This is a genomic window from Stenotrophomonas sp. 28608_Sma (assembly GCF_056486185.1).
On sequence record NZ_CM151308.1, the window covers coordinates 4,102,508 to 4,122,729 of the forward strand.

Annotated in this window: 24 protein-coding genes and 1 other RNA gene; 14 read left to right on the forward strand and 11 right to left on the reverse strand. The window is 66.7% G+C overall.

The window, feature by feature from the left end; genetic code table 11:
• Positions 1-140: 140 nt before the first annotated feature.
• The 8 genes from ACZLHH_RS19400 to ACZLHH_RS19435 all read left to right on the forward strand — a co-directional run bounded on the left by ACZLHH_RS19400 (position 141) and on the right by ACZLHH_RS19435 (position 4,271).
• Positions 141-362, forward strand: a complete 222-nt coding sequence (locus ACZLHH_RS19400) for a TIGR02449 family protein (protein ID WP_005410898.1) — start codon at positions 141-143, stop codon at positions 360-362.
• Entirely contained in the window at positions 359-655 is a 297-nt protein-coding gene (locus ACZLHH_RS19405; RefSeq protein WP_005410899.1) for a cell division protein ZapA, read from the forward strand. Before ACZLHH_RS19400 ends, ACZLHH_RS19405 begins: the two co-directional genes overlap by 4 nt.
• Positions 656-807: 152 nt before the next feature.
• Positions 808-993: non-coding RNA, 6S RNA (ssrS, locus tag ACZLHH_RS19410), on the forward strand.
• Positions 994-1,076: 83 nt separating this feature from the next.
• Positions 1,077-1,670 (forward strand): 5-formyltetrahydrofolate cyclo-ligase, encoded by a 594-nt coding sequence (locus ACZLHH_RS19415; RefSeq protein ID WP_071228184.1) that lies wholly within the window; start codon positions 1,077-1,079, stop codon positions 1,668-1,670.
• A complete protein-coding gene (locus tag ACZLHH_RS19420; RefSeq protein WP_032128370.1) occupies positions 1,667-2,146 on the forward strand; it encodes an EVE domain-containing protein in 480 nt (159 codons plus the stop codon). Before ACZLHH_RS19415 ends, ACZLHH_RS19420 begins: the two co-directional genes overlap by 4 nt.
• A 22-nt stretch (positions 2,147-2,168) precedes the next feature.
• Positions 2,169-2,816 (forward strand): ribose-5-phosphate isomerase RpiA, encoded by a 648-nt coding sequence (gene rpiA, locus ACZLHH_RS19425; RefSeq protein ID WP_006389802.1) that lies wholly within the window; start codon positions 2,169-2,171, stop codon positions 2,814-2,816.
• A gap of 21 nt (positions 2,817-2,837) precedes the next feature.
• Complete coding sequence (locus ACZLHH_RS19430) at positions 2,838-3,281, forward strand: DUF192 domain-containing protein (protein WP_180844156.1); 444 nt, start codon at positions 2,838-2,840, stop codon at positions 3,279-3,281.
• Between the two features lie 144 nt (positions 3,282-3,425).
• Positions 3,426-4,271, forward strand: a complete 846-nt coding sequence (locus ACZLHH_RS19435) for a SirB1 family protein (RefSeq protein ID WP_049400716.1) — start codon at positions 3,426-3,428, stop codon at positions 4,269-4,271.
• Between the two features lie 59 nt (positions 4,272-4,330).
• Here the strand turns inward: ACZLHH_RS19435 and ACZLHH_RS19440 are convergent, their stop codons facing one another.
• Positions 4,331-4,555: a rubredoxin gene (locus tag ACZLHH_RS19440; protein WP_081352290.1), complete on the reverse strand. Its 225-nt coding sequence runs from the start codon at positions 4,553-4,555 to the stop codon at positions 4,331-4,333.
• A 34-nt stretch (positions 4,556-4,589) separates the two neighbouring features.
• Between ACZLHH_RS19440 and thiE the strand changes: the two genes are divergently transcribed.
• Together thiE and hemL are read left to right on the forward strand one after the other, a co-directional pair.
• The gene (gene thiE, locus ACZLHH_RS19445; RefSeq protein WP_049460853.1) at positions 4,590-5,216 is read left to right on the forward strand and encodes a thiamine phosphate synthase; all 627 of its coding nucleotides are present in this window, start codon (positions 4,590-4,592) and stop codon (positions 5,214-5,216) included.
• A 16-nt stretch (positions 5,217-5,232) separates the two neighbouring features.
• A complete protein-coding gene (gene hemL / locus ACZLHH_RS19450; protein ID WP_107431539.1) occupies positions 5,233-6,522 on the forward strand; it encodes a glutamate-1-semialdehyde 2,1-aminomutase in 1,290 nt (429 codons plus the stop codon).
• A 105-nt stretch (positions 6,523-6,627) separates the two neighbouring features.
• Here hemL and azu read toward each other — a convergent pair whose 3' ends face one another.
• Complete coding sequence (azu, locus tag ACZLHH_RS19455; RefSeq protein ID WP_006389875.1) at positions 6,628-7,077, reverse strand: azurin; 450 nt, start codon at positions 7,075-7,077, stop codon at positions 6,628-6,630.
• 123 nt (positions 7,078-7,200) lie between these two features.
• On the opposite strand from azu, the gene ACZLHH_RS19460 reads away from it, so the two are divergent.
• Positions 7,201-7,803 carry an HAD-IA family hydrolase gene (locus ACZLHH_RS19460; protein WP_132810732.1) on the forward strand — a complete coding sequence of 201 codons (603 nt, stop codon included), beginning with the start codon at positions 7,201-7,203 and terminating at the stop codon, positions 7,801-7,803.
• Between the two features lie 48 nt (positions 7,804-7,851).
• Here the strand turns inward: ACZLHH_RS19460 and ACZLHH_RS19465 are convergent, their stop codons facing one another.
• Positions 7,852-9,078, reverse strand: a complete 1,227-nt coding sequence (locus ACZLHH_RS19465) for an acetylornithine transaminase (protein ID WP_107431537.1) — start codon at positions 9,076-9,078, stop codon at positions 7,852-7,854.
• 63 nt (positions 9,079-9,141) lie between these two features.
• On the opposite strand from ACZLHH_RS19465, the gene ACZLHH_RS19470 reads away from it, so the two are divergent.
• Positions 9,142-10,014 carry an ion transporter gene (locus ACZLHH_RS19470; protein WP_032128376.1) on the forward strand — a complete coding sequence of 291 codons (873 nt, stop codon included), beginning with the start codon at positions 9,142-9,144 and terminating at the stop codon, positions 10,012-10,014.
• Positions 10,015-10,079: 65 nt separating this feature from the next.
• Here the strand turns inward: ACZLHH_RS19470 and ACZLHH_RS19475 are convergent, their stop codons facing one another.
• The 3 genes from ACZLHH_RS19475 to ACZLHH_RS19485 form a co-directional block, all read right to left on the reverse strand.
• Entirely contained in the window at positions 10,080-11,030 is a 951-nt protein-coding gene (locus ACZLHH_RS19475) for a YiiG family protein (protein WP_107431551.1), read from the reverse strand.
• Positions 11,031-11,062: 32 nt separating this feature from the next.
• On the reverse strand, positions 11,063-12,055 hold the full coding sequence (locus ACZLHH_RS19480) for a YiiG family protein (RefSeq protein ID WP_107431536.1): 993 nt from the start codon (positions 12,053-12,055) through the stop codon (positions 11,063-11,065).
• 93 nt (positions 12,056-12,148) lie between these two features.
• Positions 12,149-12,967, reverse strand: coding sequence for an SDR family oxidoreductase (locus ACZLHH_RS19485; protein WP_032128377.1), 819 nt, complete (start codon positions 12,965-12,967; stop codon positions 12,149-12,151).
• A gap of 108 nt (positions 12,968-13,075) precedes the next feature.
• Here ACZLHH_RS19485 and ACZLHH_RS19490 point away from each other — a divergent pair, with 108 nt between their 5' ends.
• Positions 13,076-13,759: a hypothetical protein gene (locus tag ACZLHH_RS19490; RefSeq protein ID WP_107431535.1), complete on the forward strand. Its 684-nt coding sequence runs from the start codon at positions 13,076-13,078 to the stop codon at positions 13,757-13,759.
• A 63-nt stretch (positions 13,760-13,822) separates the two neighbouring features.
• Here ACZLHH_RS19490 and ACZLHH_RS19495 read toward each other — a convergent pair whose 3' ends face one another.
• Positions 13,823-14,311, reverse strand: coding sequence for a DUF2867 domain-containing protein (locus ACZLHH_RS19495; RefSeq protein WP_429000433.1), 489 nt, complete (start codon positions 14,309-14,311; stop codon positions 13,823-13,825).
• A gap of 14 nt (positions 14,312-14,325) precedes the next feature.
• The gene (locus ACZLHH_RS19500; RefSeq protein WP_478478729.1) at positions 14,326-14,988 is read right to left on the reverse strand and encodes a serine/threonine-protein kinase; all 663 of its coding nucleotides are present in this window, start codon (positions 14,986-14,988) and stop codon (positions 14,326-14,328) included.
• A gap of 85 nt (positions 14,989-15,073) precedes the next feature.
• Here ACZLHH_RS19500 and ACZLHH_RS19505 point away from each other — a divergent pair, with 85 nt between their 5' ends.
• Entirely contained in the window at positions 15,074-17,068 is a 1,995-nt protein-coding gene (locus ACZLHH_RS19505) for a bifunctional DedA family/phosphatase PAP2 family protein (protein ID WP_134951654.1), read from the forward strand.
• 220 nt (positions 17,069-17,288) lie between these two features.
• On the opposite strand, the gene ACZLHH_RS19510 is transcribed toward ACZLHH_RS19505, so the two are convergent.
• From ACZLHH_RS19510 to ACZLHH_RS19520, 3 genes are all read right to left on the reverse strand, one after another.
• Entirely contained in the window at positions 17,289-17,867 is a 579-nt protein-coding gene (locus tag ACZLHH_RS19510) for an LON peptidase substrate-binding domain-containing protein (protein WP_032128383.1), read from the reverse strand.
• Positions 17,864-19,228 (reverse strand): UDP-N-acetylmuramate:L-alanyl-gamma-D-glutamyl-meso-diaminopimelate ligase, encoded by a 1,365-nt coding sequence (gene mpl / locus ACZLHH_RS19515; protein ID WP_180844155.1) that lies wholly within the window; start codon positions 19,226-19,228, stop codon positions 17,864-17,866. Before mpl ends, ACZLHH_RS19510 begins: the two co-directional genes overlap by 4 nt.
• Before the next feature lie 328 nt (positions 19,229-19,556).
• The gene (locus ACZLHH_RS19520; protein ID WP_032128385.1) at positions 19,557-20,120 is read right to left on the reverse strand and encodes an adenylate kinase; all 564 of its coding nucleotides are present in this window, start codon (positions 20,118-20,120) and stop codon (positions 19,557-19,559) included.
• Positions 20,121-20,222: the final 102 nt, after the last annotated feature.

Here is a 20,222-nt window from a genome sequence, read left to right on the forward strand (position 1 = left end):
TCGGAAAGGAAACCCGGGCGCGCACGCGCGCGCCCGTGAGACCCCGTAGTGTAGCAACCCGACGGCATCCTCTCTGCGACCGTCAGGCCTTGCTGCGACAACGCTTGACCGCCCTTACCCGGCTTGCCTATCGTGCCCGTATGGAACCCGCCGATCCCCTTGCCCAGCTGCAGGACTTCGCTGCCCGCGTGGAAGCGTTGCTTGAACGCAACCAGCGCCTGGCCGAGGAGAACCGCAGCCTGCGCCACCAGCAGGAACAGCTGGTGGCCGAGCGTTCCACGCTGCTGGCCAAGAACGAGCAGGCACGCTCGCGGGTGGAAGCAATGATCAGCCGGCTCAAATCCCTGGAGCAGCACACATGAGCGCCGAACCGGTCAGTGTCCGCATCCTCGATCGTGAATACACCGTGGGTGTCGGCGGCGATGAACGCGACAGCCTGATGGCGGCCGCGCGCCTGCTCGATGCGCGCATGCGCGAAATCCGCGGCAGCAACCGCATGGCCGCGGTCGACCGCGTCGCCGTGCTGGCGGCGTTGAACCTGGCCCATGAACTGCAACTGCTGCGCGACGAGAACGCCCGCCAGGCAGTCGCCCTGCAGCAGACGCTGGCCGACCTGAACCGGCGCCTGGACCGCGCGATCGACGGCACCCCGTAGAAGAGGGGACGGAGGGAATCAAGGCGCATTCGCCCCTTCCGTGCCGGAAACGTCTTAATCCCCTCCGTCCCCTTTTCTCATATCTGAATTGGCACGGACTGTTGCCGACGAACGGCCTATCCAGATCCTGCGTGCTGGCTATAATGGCCACGCGTTCTCTGCGGTACTCGACGGCATGTGCAAACATTCGCCTTGTCCCTTAAGAACGACACCGGGAGCGCGACAGCGCCGGGAGTGCAGGTCCGCCTTGTAGCGGGAAGCCCGATGGTTCTCCAGCGTTCCCACTTGAGCCCCCGGGTTCAAGGTCGTTTCGCATGCATCGACATTGCGGAGAATGCAATATTCCAGCAAGGGCGGCGTCTTCGGGCGTCGCCCTTGTTCTTTCCGGCACAATGACGGCTGATCCTTGCCGCACGCTGCCATGACCGACCCGCGCCAGGCCCTGCGCCACGACCTGCGGCAACGCCGCCGCGACCTTTCCGCCGCTGAGCGCATCGCCGCCGCCGAATCGCTTGCCGATGCCCTGCTGGCCCTGCCGTTCGCCCCGCGCGAAGGCGCCGTGGCCGGCTACTGGGCGCTGGATGGCGAAATTGCCCTGCACCGCTGGCAGTTGCAGCTACCCGACACACTGACCTACTGCCTGCCGGTACTGGCGGGTGACGTGCTGCGCTTCGCACCGTGGCGCCCCGGGCAGCCGCTGACCAGCAACCGCTATGGCATTCCCGAGCCGGACGTGGCGGTGGAAGACACCCTGGAACCGGCGCAGATGGCGCTGGTAGTGACCCCGCTGGTGGGTTTCGACACACAGTGCCGGCGGCTGGGCATGGGGGGCGGCTGGTATGATCGCAGCTTCGCCTTCCGCCACGACCGGCCGGCGCCGCCCTGGCTGGTCGGTGCTGCGTTCGCGGTGCAGCAGGTCGAGTCCTTGCCGGTGGCGTCGTGGGACGTGCCGGTGGATGCGATCTGCACCGAAGACGGCCCCCTGTTCCCCTCCGCTGCCCCCGTGAACGCATGACCGCCCGCAAGCGCTACTGGCTGATGAAGTCCGAACCGGACGCCTTCTCCATCGATGACCTGGCCAAGGTCAAGGTCGAACCCTGGAACGGGGTGCGCAACTACCAGGCGCGCAATTTCATGCGCGATGGCATGCAGGTGGGCGACGGCATCCTGTTCTACCACTCCAATACCAAGGTGCCCGGCATCGTCGGCCTGGCCACGGTGGCCAGCCCGGCCTATCCGGACGACACCCAGTTCGACCCGAAATCCGACTACCACGACCCCAAGAGCACGCGCGAGAACCCGCGCTGGATGCTGGTGGACGTGGCCTTCGACCGCAAGCTCAAGCAGGTGATCGCGCTGGACGAGATCAAGCTGCACGCCGAAGAACTCGGCGAGGGCTTCCCGCTGGTTGCCAAGGGCAACCGCCTGTCGGTGTTCCCGGTGACCGCCGCGCAGTGGAAGCTGCTGCTGTCGCTGGAAAAGAAATCCTGATTCCCTGCCTGAGAGTTCTCCCATGTCCGAAGCCAAGCGCCTGGCCGCCGAGAAAGCCATCGAGTACGTTGAAGACGGCATGATCGTCGGTGTCGGCACCGGTTCCACCGTGGCCTATTTCATCGATGCCCTGGCCCGCATCCAGCACCGTATCAAGGGCGCCGTGTCCAGCTCCGAACAGAGCACCGCGCGCCTGAAGCAGCACGGCATCGAGGTGATCGAGCTGAACCACAGCGGCAACCTGTCGCTGTACGTGGACGGCGCCGATGAGTGCGATGCCAACAAGTGCCTGATCAAGGGCGGCGGCGCCGCACTGACCCGCGAGAAGATCATCGCCGAGGCCAGCGAGCGCTTCATCTGCATCGTCGACCCGAGCAAGCAGGTGCCGGTGCTGGGCAAGTTCCCGCTGCCGGTGGAAGTGATCCCGATGGCGCGCAGCCTGGTCGCCCGCCAGATCCGCGACATGACCGGCGGCCAGCCGACCTGGCGCGAAGGCGTGGTCACCGACAACGGCAACCAGATCCTGGACATCCACAACCTGCAGATCACCGATCCGGAAAAGCTGGAGCGCGAGCTCAACCAGCTGCCGGGCGTGGTCTGCGTCGGCCTGTTCGCGCGCCGTCGCGCCGATGTGGTGATCGTCGGCGGCGAGCCGCCGGTCGTGCTCTGACCCTTCCGAAGGATCCTGACGATGTCGCTGTTGCGTTCGCTGCTGATGCTTCCGCTGCTGGCCCTGGCCGGCTGTGCTACCGACGCGGCCAGCCATTGGGTCGAGCTGGATGGCGCCCGCTACCAGGTGGAGCTGGCCACCAACGATGAAACCCGCGCGCGCGGGTTGATGTTCCGCGACCAGATGGCCGCCGATCACGGCATGCTGTTCATCCACGACCGCGAGGAAATGCAGGCGTACTGGATGAAGAACACCAAGCTTGCGCTGGACATCCTGTACTTCGACAGCCAGCGCAAGCTGGTCAGCCAGCAGCGCGATGTGCCGCCGTGCTCGGCCGGCGACATGTGCCCGCCCTACCCCAGCGGTGGACCGGCGCGCTATGTGCTGGAGCTCAACGCCGGTCAGGCCGAGAAGCTCAAGCTGAAGGACGGCACGGAGCTGAAATTCGGCCCAGGCATCGAGTAACAGGGTTCTGCCCGCGGTAGTGCCGGCCGCTGGCCGGCAACCCTGCAGGGGTCAGATCCCTTTCGCACGCGAAAGGGATCTGACCCCCGGATTTTTCACGCGACACCGCTTGAAACCGCCTGCAATTGCCGCCAGTCTGTGGTCATGCAGGACCAGATCTCACTCCCCGACTGGGATGCACTGGCCGACCTCGAAGACGAGGCGCTGCCACTGTTGCCGACCGCGCTGCTGATCGCGCGCGATGAATACCCCGATCTACAGCCGTCCACCTACGACGCGCTGATCCAGAGCCACGTCGACCACCTCCGCTCGGAAGTGGACAGCATCGACAACAGCCCGCTGAAGATGGCGGCGATCAACCGCCACCTGTTCGACGAGCTGGGCTACAGCGGCGACCACGACGAGTATTACGACCCGCGCAACAGCTACCTCAACCAGGTATTCGAGCGCCGCCTGGGCAACCCGATCTCGCTGGCACTGGTGCAGATGGAAGTCGCGCGCCGGCTGGGAATCCCGCTCGACGGCGTGTCCTTCCCCGGCCACTTCCTGGTGCGCCTGCCGGTGGACGACGGTGTGCTGGTGATGGACCCGTTCAATGGCGGCCGCCCGCTGGACGTGGACGAACTGCGCGAGCGGGCCAAGTCACACCTGGGCGGGCAGATGCCCGACGACCAGGTGCTGGCGCAGATCCTCGACCCGGCCCCTGCGCGCGCGATCCTGATGCGGATGCTGCGCAACCTGCACGGTGTGTATGCCGAAGCGGGCGAATGGGACCGTGCCGCACGCAGTGCCGACCGCCTGCTGAAGCTGGCCCCGGAGCAGGACGACGCGCTGCGTGACCGTGGCCTGGCCTACCTGCAGCTGGAGTATCTGGCCGGTGCCCGCCACGACCTGGGGCAGTATCTGAAGCGCAACCCGGAAGCCAGCGATGCGCAGTGGCTGCGCGAGAAGCTGATCGACCTCGGCGGGCCAGTGCCGCGGCTGCATTGAGGGTGTCCGGTGTGCGGACCAACGGTCCGCACCCACAGAAGGGCCTGCAGGCCCCGCCATCAATCGACCTCGACCATCTCGAAATCGGCCTTGGTCACGCCGCAATCCGGGCAGGTCCAGGTCTCGGGAATGTCTTCCCAGCGCGTCCCCGGCGCGATGCCTTCTTCCGGCAAGCCTTCCGCTTCGCTGTAAAGAAAGCCGCAGACCACGCACATCCAGGTACGCAAGGTGGTGGGGGTGGCATCGCTCATCAGATAATCAGGGCTGGATTCACGGGCCGCCATTGTCCCATCGCGGTCCACTCACCGGTAGCCATCGATGACTTCTGCTTCCCCGGCGCCCCGCGGCGTCTACCTGATCACCCCGGACGAGCCCGATACCGCACGCCTGCTGGCCCGCACCGCGCCGCTGCTGGCCGCTGGTGCCACCTGGCTGCAGTACCGCCACAAGACCGCCAGCGATGCCCTGCGGCAGGAACAGGCGACGGCCCTGCAAGGCCTGTGCGCCGCCCACGGCGTGCCGCTGATCGTCAACGACGATCCGGTGCTGGCCAAGGCCGTGGGCGCCGCCGGCGTGCATCTGGGCGGCACCGACGGGGACATCCCCAGCGCGCGCGCGCTGCTCGGTGCCGAGGCCATCATCGGCGCCTCCTGCTACGACCAGCTGGCCAATGCCGAGAAGGCCGTGGCGGCCGGCGCCAGCTATGTGGCCTTCGGCGCCTTCTTCCCGACCACCACCAAGGTCACCAGCAGCCGCGCCCACACCGACCTGCTGCGGCAAAGCGCCGCACTCGGCGTGCCGCGGGTGGCGATCGGCGGCCTGACGCCGGACAATGTCGGTCCCATCATCGACGCCGGCGCCGATCTGGTGGCCGTGGTCAGCGGTATCTATGCCGCATCGGACCCGGTCGCGACCCAGCGCGCCTACCTCGCCCAGTTCGCGTAATGCCCAGGAAATCCGCATGAACCACGACCAGTCCCACGCCCTGTTCTCCCGTGCCCAGCAGCTGCTGCCGGGCGGCGTCAATTCGCCGGTACGTGCGTTCAAGTCGGTCGGCGGCGAGCCGTTCTTCGTTGAACGCGCCGATGGCGCCTACCTGTACGACGTCGATGGCAACCGCTACATCGACTACGTCGGTTCCTGGGGCCCGATGATCGTCGGCCACAACCACCCGGCCGTGCGCCAGGCGGTGAAGAAGGCGATCGACAATGGCCTGTCCTTCGGTGCGCCGTGCGCGGCCGAAGTCACCATGGCCGAGACCATCACCCGCCTGGTGCCATCGTGCGAGATGGTGCGCATGGTCAACTCCGGCACCGAGGCCACGCTGTCGGCGATCCGCCTGGCGCGTGGCGCCACCGGCCGCAACCGCATCGTCAAGTTCGAAGGCTGCTACCACGGCCACGGCGACTCGTTCCTGGTCAAGGCCGGCAGCGGCATGCTGACGCTGGGCGTGCCGACCTCCCCCGGCGTGCCGGCCGGCCTCAGCGAACTGACCCTGACCCTGCCCTACAACGACTTCGAAGCGGCTACTGCTCTGTTCGAACAGCAGGGTGACGACATCGCCGGCCTGATCATCGAACCGGTGGTCGGCAACGCCAACTGCATTCCGCCACGCGAAGGCTACCTGCAGCACCTGCGCGAACTGTGCACGAAGCATGGCGCGCTGCTGATCTTCGACGAGGTGATGACCGGCTTCCGTGTTGCCCTCGGCGGTGCGCAGGCGCATTACGGCATCACCCCGGACCTGACCACTTTCGGCAAGATCATCGGCGGTGGCATGCCGGTGGGTGCTTACGGTGGTCGCCGCGAGCTGATGCAGCAGATCGCACCGGCCGGCCCGATCTACCAGGCCGGCACGCTGAGCGGCAATCCGGTGGCGATGGCCGCCGGCCTGGCGATGCTGGAACTGATCCAGCAGCCGGGTTTCCACGCCGACCTGGCCGAGCGCACCGCGCGCCTGTGTGCCGGCCTGGAAGCGGCCGCCGCCGACGCCGGCGTGGTCGTGACCACCACCTGCGTGGGCGCGATGTTCGGGCTGTTCTTCACCAGTGAAAAAGTGGAGACCTATGCGCAGGCCACTGCCTGTGACATCCCGGCGTTCAACCGCTTCTTCCACGCGATGCTGGACCAGGGCGTGTTCCTGGCACCGTCGGCGTACGAGGCCGGCTTCCTGTCCAGCGCTCACGATGACGCGGTGATCGAGGCCACCCTCGCCGCTGCACGCGTGGCGTTCAAGGCCGCCAAGGGCTGAGCCCGCTCTGGTAGGTGCCAACCTCGGTTGGCACTGCCGCATCTGGTAGATGCCAACCTTGGTTGGCACAGAGCAGTCGAGCATGGCTCGACTCTACACAGGGCATCAACCGAAGACGAACTTGCCCTTCATCATCGCGAAGTGGCCGGGGAACGAGCAGAAGAAGGTGTAATCCCCACCCTTCTGCAGGCCCTGGGTAGAGAAGCGCACGCGCGTGGTCTCGCCACCGCCGATCACCTTGGTGTGCGCCAGCACGCGCTTGTCGGCCTTCGGCAGGTAGCTGTCGGCCAGGGTCATGCGCATGCCGGCCATCGCCACCGGCTGGTAATCCGCGCTGCGGGTCAGCACCCAGTTATGGCCCATCGCGGTAGCGGCCAGCTTGCCGGTGTGGCGCAGGGTCAGATCCACGGCGGTGCAATCAGCGGCCACCTTGATCTCGCGGCTGCTGAAGCTCATCTGGTCGGTGCTGTCGATGCTCACCGCACACACCCGCGCCATCGCCGACGGCGCCAGCATCAGCGCGCCCAGTCCCACTGCCACCATCCAAGCCTTCATCGTTGCGTCTCCTGCGGATTCAAGCGCCATTCTAGGCAGGCCCCTGCGGCCGCGTCTGCGACCGTCTGTCGCATGGCTGCTCCAGGGTTTCCCGCGTGTTCACTGCAATGGCATGCTCGACCAATGCGGATCGACCTGTTGCTGCTGGACGTGGATGGCGTGCTGGTGCAGTACCAGCGCGCGCAGCGCGTACTGCACCTTGCGCAGGCGCTGGATGTCGTGCCGGAAACCGTGCAGGCCGCGCTGTACGACAGCGGGCTGGAAGCGGCACATGACAATGGCACGCTGGATGGCCCGGCCTATCTGGCGCAGCTGGGAGAGCTTCTAGGCACGACGGTCGATGTGACTGCTTGGACCGCGGCGCGGCGGGCCGCCAGCCATCCGCAGGCTGCCGTGTTGCAGCGGCTGCAGGCCCTGCAGTTGCCGATGGCAGTGCTGACCAACAACGGCGCGCTGATGCAACAGGCCTTGCCCAACCTGCTACCGGAACTGTTCCCTGCCCTGCAGGACCGCGTGTTCTGCAGCGCCGATTTCGGCCTGCGCAAACCGGCGCCGGAAGTCTTCCTGCGCACGCTTGAGGTACTCGGCGTGGCACCTGCGCGCACGCTGTTCGTCGATGACCTGTTCGCCAACGTGCGCGGCGCACGCGCCGCCGGCCTGCACGCGGAAACCGTGCGCGATGGCCGGGGATTGGGCAAGGTATTGAAGCGTTACGCGGTGAGCTGATCGGGGTCAGAGCCCTCTCCGCAGGAGAGGGGTCCGACCTCAGCAGATTCAGCGCGCGGCGATGAACGCGGCAATCGCCGCGCGCAGGCGCTTGAGGCCTTCGGCCACTTCTTCGTCGGTGATGTTCAGCGACGGCACGAAGCGCAGCACGTCCGGGCCGGCCTGCAGGGTCAGCAGGCCCTGCTCGGCGGCGTGGTCGAGGATCGCACCGGCCTGGCCGGCGAAGTCCTTGCTCAGCACCGCGCCCAGCATCAGGCCACGGCCACGCACGTCGCTGAACACACCGAACTCGTCGTTGATGCGGGCGAAGCCATCGCGCAGCGCCTTCGACTGGCGGCTGACGTTGGCGGCGATCTCCGCCGAGGCCAACTTGCGCAGCGCCACGCGCGCGACTGCGGCCGCCAGCGGGTTGCCACCGAAGGTGGTGCCGTGCGCGCCGAACTGCATGGTCTCAGCCACCTTCGGGCCGGCCAGCATCGCGCCGATCGGGAAGCCACCGCCGAGCGCCTTGGCCAGGGTGACCATGTCCGGTACCACATCGTCCTGCCAGTGCGCGAACAGCGTGCCGGTGCGGCCCATGCCGGCCTGGATCTCGTCCAGCACCAGTAGCGCGTTGTGCTGGTCGCACAGTTCGCGCACGCGCTTGAGGAAACCGGACTTGGCCGGCATCACGCCGCCCTCGCCCTGGATCGGCTCCAGCATCACTGCAGCCACGTCGCCGGCGGCCATCGCGGTTTCCAGCTGCACCTCATCGTTGAAATCGATGTAGCGGAAGCCACCGGGCAGCGGCTCGTAGCCTTCCTGGTACTTCGGCTGGGCGGTGGCGGTCACCGCGCCCATGGTGCGGCCGTGGAAGCTGCCACGGAAGGTGATGATCACCCGCTTGTCGGCCGGGCGACCCTGGCTGGAGGCCCACTTGCGGACCAACTTGATCGCCACTTCGTTGGCTTCGGCGCCGGAGTTGCACAGGAACACGCGCTCGGCGAAGCGGCTGGCCTTCACCAGCTCCTCGGCCAGGTGCAACGGCGGCGCGCTGTAGAACACGTTGCTGGTGTGCCAGAGCTTGCCGGCCTGCTCGACCAGCGCGGCGACCAGGTCCGGGTCGTTGTGGCCCAGGCCGCACACGGCGATGCCGGCGGCCAGGTCGATGAACTCACGGCCCTGGCTGTCCCACACGCGGGCGCCCTGGCCTCGCTCCAGTACCACCTGGCGGGGCTTGTAGACCGGCAGGTAATAGTGCGACAGGGAGATCAGCGGATCGGTAGCGGCGGTCATGGCAGTCGGCAGGGTTCAGGAACACCCATTCTCGCGCCGGAACCCCTGCGGCACAATGCGCCCATGCGACCGTTCTCCGCCCCCCAGCTGAACCCCGCCACCGAGACCGGCTGGCGCCGTCGGTGGTTCGACATCATCTACCGCCACGACACCCGGCCTTCGCGCAATTTCGACCTGATCTTGGTGGTGGCGATCATCGCCAGCATCCTGGTGGTGATGATCGACAGCGTGCAGCACCTGCATGCCGAATGGTCCACCGGCCTGTACATCCTGGAATGGGGCTTCACGATCATCTTCACCGCCGAGTACCTGCTGCGGCTGGCGGTGGTCAAACGCCCGCTGCGTTACGCGGTGAGCATCTGGGGCATCATCGACCTGCTGTCGATCCTGCCCGCCTACCTGTCGATGTTCATCCCCGGCGCGCAGAGCCTGCTGGTGGTGCGTGCGCTGCGCATCCTGCGCGTGTTCCGCATCCTCAAGCTGACCCGCTACATCGAGGAAAGCGGCGTATTGATGACGTCACTGTGGCGCAGCCGGCGCAAGGTGCTGGTGTTCCTGTTCACGGTCATCACCATCACCATCATCGCCGGTGCGCTGATGTACGTGATCGAGGGCCCCGAACATGGCTTCACCAACATCCCGGCCAGCATGTACTGGGCGGTGGTGACCATGGCCACGGTCGGTTTCGGCGACATCGTGCCGCAGACCGTGCTCGGCCGCTTCGTCACCTCGGTGCTGATCCTGATCGGCTACAGCATCATCGCCGTGCCCACCGGCATCTATACCGCCGAACTGGCCAGCACCATGCGTGAAGCCGAGCAGGCCGCGCGCCGCGATGCGCGCGGCTGCCCGGACTGTGGGCTGGAAGGCCATGAACCGGATGCACTGCACTGCCGCAAGTGCGGCGGCAAGCTGCCGGATGCGTTCAACCATTGAGGCACATGCCGGCCAGCGGCCGGCACTACCTCTCGGCGGTTACGCATGGATGCGTGTGCCGTTGCTCACCGCATGCGGTTGCTGGTGGTCACCAGATCATTGTATGCGGCGAGGATCGTTGACTGCGCTCCTTCCGGGTCGGTGGTGAGCCAACTGCCCGACGCCTTCCGCTCTGCCGCCAGCGCTTCGGCGGTGATCGGCTTGTGCTGCTCCAGGCGCTCGACGCCACGTCCCGCAGTACGCACCAGCTTGTCCGCCGAACGCTGCACGTGGCCCCACATCGGGTCGTCCTTGCCGACACCGCCGTTCTGGATTTCCGTCACCAGTGCCTGATAGTCAGCCAGCTGCACGCGCAGCGCCGCAACATCCGGTGCGTCGTCCTGGAACGCCGTGGCCAGTAGCTTGCCGTCGCCCAGCAGGCGAAGGTGATAGTAGGCCAGCGAGCGCCCTTCGCTCTCCTCGATCTGCTTCAGCTGCGCGGCACGGCGATCGTTCTCGTTCTTTTCCAGCGCCACATCCATCGCTTCGCTGGCCTTGAAGAAATCAGCATAGGCCTGCATCAGCGGGGCATGCTGGCTGCGCATCCCTTCACCGCCATCACGACGATAATCCTCGCGGGTGAAGTAACCATCGGCGCGCTCGACCAGGGTGTTCAATGCCTGGAAGGCCTGCTGATAGTCACGCGCGGGGCCATCCATCGGCAGGGCCGGGGTTTTCGCCAGCGCGTCGGTCAGTGGCTGGCCGCAGTACTCGACGCGGTGCGACAGCACCTTACCGGGCGAACGCGGTTGCGCTTCCTTGCCGGTCGGGCCGGCTTCAGGGTCCTTCATCCAGCTGGTGTAGGTCTGGAAACCCTGGTGAATGGGTTGTTCAACGCCGTTGTAGCACTCGATGTAGGCGTTCACCTTCTCCAGGCTGGGGTCGGCCAGCGACAACCCTGCCGATTTGTTGCAGCCGCTCAGGCCAGCCACAGCGCCGATCAGCAGCAGCGGCACGATACGCAGACAGGAAGTCATCATGGTCTCTCGCATGGGTGCTGACGCGCCGGTCACTGGCGGTTGCTCTGGAAAACGAGCGTGTTGTATTCCTGCATGAGCTTGCTGGCAGAGCCACGCGGCGCCATCGACGGCGAATCAAGCATGCGTCGTTCGAAATCGGTGTAAGGCTTTTTCTCGCTGACGCGCTGCAGCCGCTCCTTGCCTTCGCGCCGGAAATTCTCAGCCCCACGCTCGAAGCCTTCCCAGTCCGACTTGCCCGGTTCCTGGTCGGCAACCTTGGCGTGCGCTTCATCGGAAATGCGGTTGAAGGCATCCAGGCGTTCGCGGGCCTTGGCCTGATCGAAATCATCCTCGCTCATCAGATCCATGATGGCCTTGGCTTCCAGCATCATCGCCAGACGGTAGTACTCGCGCGTGCGCCCCTCGGCCTGTTCCAGAACCTTGAGCTGCTCGCGCTGGGCGGCGTCGTTCTGGCGCTCCAGCTCGGCATTGAACGTTTCGCTGGCAGCCACGAAATCCTTGAAGGCGGCCATCAAGGGCGCGTGCAGCTGCTTGCCCTTGGCGAACTGGTCGTCTTCGTAGTCCTGACGATCGTAGTAGTCATGCGCGTCCTTGCTGAGCGGCACCAGCGCCTTCAGCGCCTGCTGGTAATGGCCTGCAGCGGCATCCAGATCGGCCAGCGCCGGCTTGGCAGCAATCGCCTCGGTCACCGGAGCGTCGCACTGCTTCATGTCGTAGTCGCTGATCTCGAACGGGCCGTACACGTGCGTCTCGCGTCCGGTCGGGCCAGCGTCGACATCCTTGATCCAGCGCGTGTAGGACTGGATGCTGCCGTGGGTTTTCGAATCCAGCGCGTTGAAGCAGCCGATGTAGGCGTTGAGCTTGGCGGTCAACTGCTGCTGTGTATCGGACGGGGCCGCGCTGGCATCCGGCGTGCCGGAGGCAGCGGCGCCGCCTGCAGCTGCGGGGGCCTTGCCACCGCAGGCGGTCAGGATCAACGACAGCGAAGCGGCCAGCGCCGCGACGGAAAGAGTGCGTGACATGTGCTCACATCCTTGTTGAAAACGATTACAGCCACGCATTCTAGCGCAGCAGGCCGAGGGTCGCAGCCCTCGGCCTCTTCCAGCGACGCGCGGTCAATCCAGGAACAGATCCGGCAACAACGGCCGCGACGGATCCACCGCGTATCCGGAAAGATCGGTGATACCGGCCTGTGCCAGCACTTCATCGTCGATCAGGAACTGGCCGTGGAAGCCGGCCGCTTCACGCACCAGCACCGCATGTGCGGCATCGGCCATGATCTGCGGCGTGCGGCAGCCAGCCGCATCCACGCCCGGAATCATGTTGATCGCATCGGTGGCGATCACCGTGCGGGGCCACAGCGCATTCACCGCCACGCCCTGCGGACCGAATTCGGCGGCCAGGCCCAGGGTGACGAAGCTCATGCCCATCTTCGCCAGCGTGTAGCCGGTGTGCGGTGCCCACCACTTCGGCTCCAGGCTCGGCGGCGGCGCCAGGGTGAGGATGTGCGGGTTCGGCGCCTGCTGCAGGTACGGCAGGCAGGCCTGCGCGCACAGGAAGCTGCCGCGCGAATTGACCTGCTGCATCAGGTCGAAACGCTTCATCGGCGTATCCAGCGTGCCGCGCAACCAGATCGCGCTGGCGTTGTTGATCAGGATGTCGATGCCACCGAAGGTATCGACCGTGGCCGCCACCGCCGCCTGCACCTGCTCTTCCTCGCGGATGTCGCACTTCAGGGCCAGGCCCTGGCCGCCAGCCGCCGTTACCGCTTCGGCCGCGGTATGGATGGTGCCCGGCAGCTTCGGGTTCGGCACCGACGACTTGGCCGCAATGGCCACATTGGCGCCGTCGCGCGCAGCGCGCAGTGCGATGGCCAGGCCGATGCCGCGCGAGGCACCGGTGATGAAAAGCGTTTTGCCCTGCAGACTGCCCACGTTCCACACTCCAGCGTATGCAATGAGCCGCTAGTATGCCGCGCCGACGCGGAGTTCACCCGGCCTTGACGATACTCGGGCCTCCAGACAACGCACGAGGTCCACGCCATGCGCCGTTCCCGCCTGTTGCTGCCTGCCCTGGGGCTTGCCCTGCTGACTGCCTGCCAGGGCCGTTCGCCGGAACCCGGAAAGGAGCCGCCCGCCGGTGACGCGCCCAGCGCGGAGAAGGCCGCCGCCGACGGCAAGATGCGCTGGAGCGAGGCGGTGGTCTGGGATGGCGATCTCAACGCCTGCCGCCAGGGCGAGAATGCTGCGACCCGCGATTGCCTGCGTGATGCGATGCGCGCCGGTGGCGCCAGTACCGATGCCGTTACCGCCGCCGAGCAGTTGTCCAGCGGCGGTGAGCTGGCCTATGTGACCGCCTGGCACGAGAACGAAGGACTGGGCATTGCCACGGTCGAGTATCCGTTCCGCGCCAACACCAATGAAGGCACCCGCCTGGTCGATGCCAGCGGCAAGCGCATCGACGTGGATGCCGTGCAGTTGGACGACACCCTGCGTGCCGACCCGACCGTGCAGGAACTACTGAAGGCCAGCCCGCAGGCCACGCCGTTCGCGCCGGCACAGTCGGCCGGCGCTTCGCCATTGGATAACGGCGGCATCCGCCTGCTGTACCGCACGCCGCTGCGCGACTGCCACGCCTGCCCGGACGTGGGGCAGCTGCAGATCGCCTATGACTTCGACGCCAAGCGCAACTTCATCGGCCAGCAGGTGGTGCCGGCAACGCCGTAAGCAGGTAGCGCCGGGCCATGCCCGGCGGACGCAACGTTCAATGCCGCCGGGCATGGCCCGGCGCTACCGATAGGCGCGCACCTGCTTTTTCAACAGGTGCGGCACGATCAATCGATGTACCGGCGCAACCGGCAGCATGTAGACCCGGCCGAACGCGTTATGGGTATGCACCACAGTGGCCACTTCCAGCACGTCGCCCTGCCACTGCAGCGCCAGCTGTACGCGAAGATGGCGGTCGTCGTCTTCCAGCACGATGGCATCGTCGTCCAGCGACTGCAGGGTGAAGATGCCCAGCCGCTGGCCGGGTTGAGGATCCTCAACATCCTGCACCGCACGCAACGAGCCCAGGTGCTTCATGCCGAGCAGGCGCATGCCGCGATTGCGCAGTGCCATCAGCCCATCGAACCAGCCGGGAATGGTCGCCGCCATATCGCGATAGGCCTGCAGGGCCGAGCGCCCATCGCGACAGGTCGTCGCCTGGCAGGCGTGCACGAAGTCGGCACCGGGCAACTGCGCACGCAGCACGCTGCAGGCAGTTGGCGGCCTGCTCACGACGGACGCACTGCTCACGGCTTCGGCCCCTGCCCTTCGTTGTCTTCCCAATGCAGGATGCGGCGGGTGACGAAGCGATAGACCGGCTTGCCGGTAGCGAACCACAGTTCGCGCACCCACGAGGTGCGCTTGAGCACGCGCTTCTCCACCGGGGTGAGCGACTCGCGGCAATACATGCGCTTGTGCTTGAGCAGGTGGCGCAGGTCCTCGCGGGCCAGCAGCCGCATCCAGCACGAGCGCGGGTTGCCTATCACCGCCAGCTGGAAGTCGATCAGCGCTGGACGACCGTCTTCGGTGACCAGCCAGTTGGCTTCCTTGGCCAGGTCGTTGTGAGCCACGCCATTGCGGTGCAGCTGCTGCAGCAGTCGACGCGCCGAGCGGAACCAGGCCAGGTCACCGCGTGGTGGACGCTGGTACATGGCATCGCCGGCCATGAAGCTGCGGTCGAGGTGACGGCCATCCCACGCCAGCAGCTGCGGCACATCGGCCATGCCGTGGATGTGGCGCAGCGCGCGTGCTTCGCGGCGGGCCAGCCACCAGGCCGGCAGCCGCAGCCACAGCGGCGTGGCGCCCAGATCACGGCGCACGAAGGGGCCATCGGGCCCTTTCACAAGAAGAATCTGGCCGAAGCTGTCGGCCTTCAAAGCATGCGGTGGAGCGTCTGGCGTATGCGGCATGGGGCCATTCTAGGCGAAGGCGCCGGTTGCAAACGGTCACGAAGCGGCTGGGAACCAGTCACCTTCACGCCCCTATAATCGGGCAATGGACTCTTCATGGATCGACGCCACGCTCGCGTGGATTGCCGCTCACCCCGTGCTGGCGGGTGCCGTTATCTTCCTCATCGCCTTCTGCGATGCGGTGATCATTCTTGGCGCCATCGTGCCGGCGCTGCCGCTGCTGTTCGCGGTGGGCGTGTTCATCGGCCTGGGCCAGATCTCCGGGCCGTACGCGGTGGCGGCTGCAGCCCTGGGCGCATTTGCCGGCGACGGTATCAGTTACTGGATCGGCCGACGCTGGGGCGACCGCCTGCGCGGCATCTGGCCGTTCAGCCGCTACCCGCAGCTGCTCGACCGCGGCGAGAACCTGTTCCGCCGCAACGCCTTCAAGAGCATCCTGATCGCACGCTACGTGGGCGCGATCCGCCCGTTCGTGCCGGCCATCGCCGGCATGATGAAGATGCCGGCCAGCCGCTACGTGCAGGCCAGCGGCATCGCCAGCATCTCCTGGGCCGTGCTGTTCCTGGCGCCGGGCTGGATTCTTGGCGAGGCGTATGACGCCGTGGCCGCCGTGGCCGGACGACTGGTGGTGGTGGTCGGCCTGCTGGCGGTGATCCTCGGCCTGGTCTGGGCCATCGTTCTGTACGGCTATCGCTGGTCGGCCGCGCGTATGGACAACTGGCTGGCGCGCCTGCTGGACTGGTCCAACCGTCACCCGACGCTGGGCCGCTACACCGTTGGCGTGCTGGACCCGAAGCGGCGTGAGTCCGTGCCGCTGGCAATGCTGGCGTTGATGCTGCTGGTACTGGGCTGGGGCTGGTTCGCGTTGCTGACCGTGGTGGTCGCACACGGCGAGCCGCTGGCGATCGACCTGCTGGTGCACCAGGCCATGCTGGCGCTGCGCAATCCGCTGGCCGACTACCCGATGGCCGCGCTGGCATCGCTGGGCGCCTGGCAGGTACTGCTGCCGGCCACCGCGGCGGCGATGGGCTATCTGATCTGGCGCCGGCGCTGGATGGCAGCCGCGCACTGGCTGGCCGCGCTTGCCTTCGGCCTGGCCCTGACCATGCTGCTCGGCGCCACCGTGGATGTGGTGCGCCCGGTCGATGCCAGCAGCGGCTTTGGCTTCCCGTCGGTGTCGGTGACCATGGCCACCATCACCTTCGGTTTCTTCGCGGTGCTGATCGCCCGCGAGATGCCCGGTCGCACCCGCGTCTGGCCGTACCTGGTGTCGGGCATCGTGGTCAGCCTGATCGGCTTCTCGCGCCTGTACCTGGGCGCGCATTGGCTGAGCGATGTGATCGGCGGCATGCTGTTCGGCACGTTCTGGCTGCTGGTGCTGGGCATCGCCTATCGCCGCCGCTTCAACCGCTCGTTCTGGGTGAAGCCGGTGGCCTGGCTGTTCTACGGCGTATTCGCCGTGGCGGCGATGTGGTACGCGCCGCGCCACATTCCGGTGAAGCTGGAGCGGTTCGAGCCGACCCTGCCGGCACCGCAGGCGATGGATGCGCAAGCCTGGTGGCAGCACGACTGGGCCACGCTGCCGGCGCGCCGCAACGAGTTCGACGACGACCAGCGCTGGCCGCTGGACGTGCAGGTGGCGGGCCCGCTGGCGCCGCTGCAGGCGCAGCTGGAAGCCCGCGGCTGGAAGCGGCAGGAGCAGGCCGGCTGGCAGCAGGCGCTGCTGATGCTGGACAAGAACACCGGTGCCGACGAGCTGCCGGTGTTGCCGGCAACGCTGGACACCCGCGTGGAAGCCTTGCTGATGGTGCGCCAGGGCGCGAAGCCGGATGAGCGCTATGTGCTGCGCTTGTGGCCGGCACCCGCGCAGCTGCAGCCGGGCAACACGCCGCTGTGGCTGGGCAGTGCACAGACCCTGCGTTACGAGCGCCACTTCGAATGGATCGGCATGTGGCACCCGCTGCGGGGTGTCGACCCGGCGTTGAACGCGGTGAAGGACGCCGTGCAGGACCTGCCGCAGCGGGAGGATGTGCACAGCGAAACCGGGCTGCCGGTGTTGCGGTTGAAGACCATGCCGTGATCGAGCCGGTGCTTCTCTGGTAGTCGCCAACCTTGGTTGGCTCTTCGGGAAAAGGCCGCCAACCAAGGTTGGCATCTACCGGTTCCGGCGCGCTCTGGCTGTCGCCAACCCTGGTTGGCGTTTCCCGGTTCCGGCGCGCTCTGGCTGTCGCCAACCCTGGTTGGCGTTTCCCGGTTCCGCTGCGCCCTGGTAGTCGCCAACCTTGGTTGGCGGTTATCGGCTACGGCATCCAGCCCAGCAACTGCTGCAACCGCTGGTGCGGGTCATCCATCTGCAGCAACTGCAGGCGCTGCTGCTCGCTCAGCGGCAGCAGTTCGGCCAACCGCCAGCCGACCCAGCTGGCCTGGTCCAGCAACGCCGGGTTGGCCGGCGCATAGGCCTCGCCGGCCTGTTCGATGATGTGCCCCAGCACCGTGGCCAGCAGCGCATGCTGCGGCCGTAGCTCATCGTCCGGATCTTCGTCGCACCAACGCACGTCGGCTACCACCAGACCGTTGTCGCGTACGCGGGTGCGCTCGACATGGAAGCGGCGGGTACCACGCAGGCGCAACTGCAGCACGCCGTCTGCGCCGACATCGAAGTCTTCGATGCGTACCTGCACGCCATAGGCGGCCGGCGTCGCTGGTGCGCCGACTTCCTCGCCATCGAGGATCAGACAGACACCAAACCCCTCACCACTGCGGCCGCTGTCGCGGACCAGATCCAGGTAGCGGCGCTCGAACACGCGCAGGCCTACCGCCGCACCCGGCACCAGCGTGGTGTGCAGCGGAAACAGCGGCAGCGAACCGTCGACGCTCATCGGGCCTGCAGCGCGGCGAGGAAGCGACGCGGCGCGCCGTCGAAGCCACCGTTGGACATGAACACCACGTGGTCACCACTGCGCGCGCTGGCCTGCAATTGCGCCAGCAACGCGTCGATATCGGGCACCGCGTGCGCTTCGCCACGCACCGCGGCGATCACCGCAGCGGCATCCCAGGCCAGTTCCGGGCGATGCAGGAACACCACTTCATCGGCCAGCGCCAGCGACGGAGCCAGCGCCTGCGCGTGTGCGCCCAGCCGCATCGAATTGCTGCGCGGCTCCATCGCGACCACGATGCGCGCATCACCCACCTTGGCACGCAGGCCTTCCAATGTGGTGGCGATCGCGGTCGGGTGATGGGCGAAATCGTCGTAAATGGTGATGCCGTCATGCTGGCCGATCACTTCCATGCGGCGCTTGACGCTGCGGAAGCGTGCCAGTGCAGGAATCACGTCGGCCGGTGCCACGCCCACCGCATGCGCGGCGGCCAGCGCAGCCAGGCCGTTGAGCACGTTGTGGCGGCCCAGCAGCGACCACTGCACATCGCCCATTGCCTGCCCGCGGTGATGCACGCGGAAGGCGCTGCCATCGGCGGCCAGCAGCTCGGCATGCCATTCCAGCGACGGATCGAATCCGAAGCGTTCGACCGGCGTCCAGCAGCCCATCGCCAGCACTTCGGCCAGATGCTGATCCTCGCCGTTGACAATCAGTCGGCCACGCGCCGGCACCGTGCGCACCAGATGGTGGAACTGGCGCTGGATCGCGGCCACGTCGGGGAAGATATCGGCGTGGTCGTATTCAAGGTTGTTGAGGATGGCCACCAGCGGCCGGTAGTGCACGAACTTGCTGCGCTTGTCGAAGAAGGCGGTGTCGTACTCGTCGGCCTCGACCACGAACTCGCGGCCCTGCCCCAGGCGGGCCGAGACACCGAAATCCTCGGCTACGCCGCCGATCAGGAAACCGGGTGAACGACCGGCGCTTTCCAGCAGCCAGGTGAGGATGGTGGTGGTGGTGGTCTTGCCGTGGGTACCGGCCACGGCCAGAGTGTCGCGGCCCGGCAGCACCTGTTCGGACAGCCACTGGGCGCCGGAGATGTAGCGCTGGCCGGCGTCGAGCACGGCCTCCACGGCCGGGTTGCCGCGCGAGAGCGCGTTGCCGATCACCACCTCGTCGGTGCCGGCCGGCACGCTGTCGGCGCGGTAACCCTGGTCCAGGGTGATGCCCAGCTGTTCGAGCTGGGTCGACATCGGCGGATAGATGGCCTGGTCGCTGCCGCTGACCGTATGGCCCAGTTCCCGCGCCAGGGCGGCCACGCCGCCCATGAAGGTGCCGGCGATTGCAAGGATATGTACGCTGCTCATGACCGAGGATTGTGACCGATGACGGCTGTATAGGGCCAATGTCCGATCCGGGGTAAGACAAGTCCTACACAGGATGTGAGAAAACTCCAATCATCTGTCAGGGAAATCCCGATAGCGATGTTCTGTGAACCCGGACACAATTCGAACTGCCAGCCGCAGTACCCGAACCGGTCCTACTCCCCAAGAGGCCATCCCCAAGGGAGCTCATGCTGCGGGGCCCTGAGCAAGCCCTCTGCTGGCGCCTATCAAACGACACAGGCCTGGTCCTCGCGGACCAGGCCTGTGCTTTTTGCGCCCGAAGGACCGGCAGTGCACCGGCCCTGCAGGATCAACCCTTGATCGCCGCCAGGATGCGGGCTTCGATCTCGTCCAGCTCACCGACGCCGTCGACGCGGGCCAGGGTGCCACGACCGGCGTAGAAGTCGACCACCGGGGCGGTCTGGTCGTTGTAGACCTGCAGGCGCTGGCGCACCGCTTCCGGCGTGTCATCGGCGCGGCCCTGCTCCTTGGCACGACCGGCGATGCGCTCGACCAGCAGCTCGGTGGCCACGTCCAGCTGCACCACGGCATCCAGCGGCTGGCCGATCTTGGCCAGCAGGCCGTCCATCGCATTGGCCTGGGCCACATTGCGCGGGTAGCCATCGAGGATGAAGCCCTTGGCGACATCGGCCTGGGTCAGGCGCGACTCCAGCATGCCCAGCAGGATGTCGTCCGACACCAGGTTGCCGGCATCCATCACCGTCTTGGCCTGCTTGCCCAGCTCCGTGCCCGCGGCGATTTCCGCGCGCAGCATGTCACCGGTCGAAATGTGGGCGATCCCCAGCTTTTCCTTCAGGCGCGTCGCCTGTGTCCCCTTGCCCGAACCGGGCGGTCCCAACAGAACCAATCGCATTGACCTGACTCCAACGTGTTGAAAACAAAGAAGGTTCGCGTCCCGGACGGACCGGTATCGCTGCACCGCAATAGCGCCACTTTACCGCATCCGGGTAATGTC